Origin of the sequence: Lentimicrobium sp. S6 (assembly GCF_013166635.1) — a bacterium.
Taxonomy (GTDB): domain Bacteria; phylum Bacteroidota; class Bacteroidia; order Bacteroidales; family UBA12170; genus UBA12170.
In genome coordinates, this window is the sequence record NZ_JABKBZ010000166.1 from 1 (window position 1) to 2,958 (window position 2,958).

Genomic DNA, 2,958 nt, shown 5'->3' on the forward strand with positions numbered 1-2,958 from the left:
TGGTGTTGATTTTCAGAAAATTGCACATGAGTTAATCAACAATAGTGAAAATTTTCTGTTTTTTAGAGAAAAAGAACCTATTCTAATTCAGCTTGATAAGGCAGTCTGATTTGGTGCGAAACTTCAGTTATTAATAAGAAAAGAAGAACACAATACTTCAATAATGGGGAAATACAAAATTAGCCGAGAGGGCAGGAATCGAACCTGCCACAGCCGGTTTTATCCGTCTGCTACCGGTGTTGAAGACCGGGTGAAACACCAGTTCCGTCCCCTCTGTATAATCAAGACATCAATAATACAATTTTTTTTGGCTAGGGTTGTCTACTTTGTGAAATATTTTAGAAAGTATTAGAAAATCATAAAAACAGAGCCTTGTATATGAGCACGTTACCATTTTGCCTGATTAATAAGTAGATTTAAACTCTAATTAAGAATTACTCCAAGAAAAAAAGAAAATAAAAATTAAAAAAGCCTCCCTTAAGCTGAATATGGATTTAAAAAGTCAAGCTTAGGGTCCTGATTTGAGCCTTTATCACTTTTTTTTTGATAAATATTGCCAATCCAAATCACAAGCTACTTATTTACAATTCTCTAGGAAGTATCATGCATGAAGAGGATATCAAGAATATCGAAACTTATATTGACATTAGTGATTTTGCCTTTGGAATCTATATGATTAAATTAATTCATCCACAGAAAAAATGGATAGAAAGCAGAAAACTAATCATTGATTAATAAAACAGCTAAGGCCATTAAAAAAATTCGTATCTATGCTAGCTTATTGAAACCAAGTAAACATAGAAATGGAAAATTCTACTGAAAAGAAAAAAGCTGAATTCCCAAGAAGCTTTTGGACCGCTAACTTAACTGAGTTATTTGAAAGAGGTGCCTATTATGCCATGGCCAGTTTCGTGGTCTTATATCTAGGTCAATTAGGTTTGGGAGATTATTGGCCCAGTAATTTAAATGGTATCTTGTGGACTTTAGTATTTTTCTTGCCAATTCTTTCTGGGACCATTGCCGATCAAATTGGCTTTAAAAAATCCATGCTCATCGCTTTTGTACTTTTAGCTGCGGGTTACTTTACCATGGGATACCCAGTTTGGTTCGGAAATCAAACACTAAACCCTGTCATAGGTAGTGAAATGACTGCCGGAATTGGAGTACTCCTCCCCATTATTCTGGCCATTACTTTTATTGGAATTGGTGGTTCTATTATCAAGCCTTGTATAGCAGGAACGGTACAGAAAACCGCTGGAGCCAATATTACTCTTGGTTTCGGAATCTTCTATATGATTATTAATATTGGTTCGCTACTGGGTAGGGGTGTCAGCTATATTGTGAGAACAGAATATGACTTGAGTTATATTTTTGCGGTTTCTGTATTCTTCTCTATCGTAGCCTTTTTTGCCGTTTTATTTTTCTATACCGAGCCAGAATCTGATATAACAGAAAAAAAACCTAAAAAATCCATCCTCAGGATTTTAGCCGACATGGTATTGGTTCTTAAGAATTCCAGGTTTGCTTTATTTATGATAGTTTCCAGTGGATTCTTCTTTATCTATGCTCAAGTTTATAATGTACTTCCACTTTATCTACAAAAAGTGGTAGAACTGAACCCAGCAGTGGATTTAGTCACCATGGCCAATCCATTTGTAATTGTATTCTTCCAATTACTCATCACTAAGAAATTCGGTAAGATGAAGCCCATCCAATCTATTATTGTGGGTATTATCATTATTGGAGTTTCCATGAGTATCAATTTGATACCCATATTTATGAATGGAGGAGTAAGAGCACTTACCTTTGGAGAATATATTCCACTAGGAACCTTATTCATCACGCTTACAGTGGGATTAATTGCTTTTGGAGAATTGTTTACATCCGCCAGAACTTATGAATATATTGGAGCCCTAGCACCCAAAGGACAAGAGGGATTATTCTTAGGATATGCCAACCTTCCATTGGCCATTGGAGCTTTAATTGGCGGGCCTGCTGGAGCATTTATTTTCCATGAAATTATGTGTAAAAATGCCACTCCACTAGAATCAGGACTATTAGACTTAGACCCTTTCTGGAATTCGATGGGTTGGATATTATTAATGGCTATTGGCTTTGTTTCTGCACTTTCTATGTGGCTTTATAATCGTTGGTTAAAGAATAATCCGATATAAATAAACTACATTTGCACAACCGTTTTAATAACACCTATGAAAAGCATTAATAACTTAATATTCGGTATATTAGCTTTAGTTTTTCTCTCATCATGTTCCTCGAGCAATCTACTTGATTATTCAACGACCTGTCTTTGTAAGGTGACGGAAAACTTTTCTGCAAGCACTGATGAAGAAGATAATTCAACCAAAGAATTTATTTTTACGAACAGTCCACTTTTCAAACTTGGGGTTCTAAAGTACGATTTCGCACTTAATATGGCTATTTTAATAAATCAAGATATTAAAATTGATTCCTTAACAACCCTAAAGATCACTGTAGATAAGGGCAACTCAAATATAAAATCGTATAAGTTTTATTCTTCTGAACTTAAAAATATGACTCCTAAACATACCGAAATTCACAATATCATCAGTTCGTTTGTTGAAAATACTTATACTGGAGATTTTCATAAGTGTAAAGAAAACTTAGGGTTTGATATAGAAGATGAAAAGCTTAACTCTATAATGACCAAAATAAAAAAAGGACTTAATCATGAATATGTCCAAACTAAAATGATTAGCTTCAAGAAAACCAGAGAGAATATATATCACATATATGGAGGAATTTTGACAAGCGATGAAACACTTGATTTATTTAAAATGCAATTTAAGGAATAGGGTTACCCATTTAAGTCTCGTGTAATTTAATCGAAGCGTAAGCAATCGGTTTATGCTCTACGCATCTCTGAATGATTTTATCTAAAATTGATTGGCGATGATTCCTTCTGTTAAATCTAAAGAA

At 34.1% G+C, this 2,958-nt stretch carries 3 protein-coding genes and 1 tRNA gene; 3 read left to right on the forward strand and 1 reads right to left on the reverse strand.

Features of this window, described 5'->3' with window-relative positions:
• Positions 1–185 precede the first annotated feature (185 nt).
• Positions 186–276, reverse strand: a tRNA-Sec gene (locus HNS40_RS22005).
• 267 nt (positions 277–543) lie between these two features.
• Between HNS40_RS22005 and HNS40_RS22010 the strand changes: the two genes are divergently transcribed.
• The 3 genes from HNS40_RS22010 to HNS40_RS22020 all read left to right on the forward strand — a co-directional run bounded on the left by HNS40_RS22010 (position 544) and on the right by HNS40_RS22020 (position 2,834).
• Positions 544–735, forward strand: coding sequence for a T9SS type A sorting domain-containing protein (locus HNS40_RS22010; RefSeq protein WP_172284868.1), 192 nt, complete (start codon positions 544–546; stop codon positions 733–735).
• Positions 736–803: 68 nt separating this feature from the next.
• A complete protein-coding gene (locus HNS40_RS22015; protein WP_172284869.1) occupies positions 804–2,174 on the forward strand; it encodes an MFS transporter in 1,371 nt (456 codons plus the stop codon).
• Between the two features lie 36 nt (positions 2,175–2,210).
• Positions 2,211–2,834: a hypothetical protein gene (locus HNS40_RS22020; RefSeq protein ID WP_172284870.1), complete on the forward strand. Its 624-nt coding sequence runs from the start codon at positions 2,211–2,213 to the stop codon at positions 2,832–2,834.
• The last annotated feature ends 124 nt before the right edge of the window (positions 2,835–2,958 follow it).

Excerpts from the sequence above, each read along its gene's own strand:
- HNS40_RS22015 (WP_172284869.1), top strand. The coding sequence starts at position 804 with ATGGAAAATTCTACTGAAAAGAAAAAAGCTGAATTCCCAAGAAGCTTT.
- HNS40_RS22020 (WP_172284870.1), top strand. The coding sequence starts at position 2,211 with ATGAAAAGCATTAATAACTTAATATTCGGTATATTAGCTTTAGTTTTT.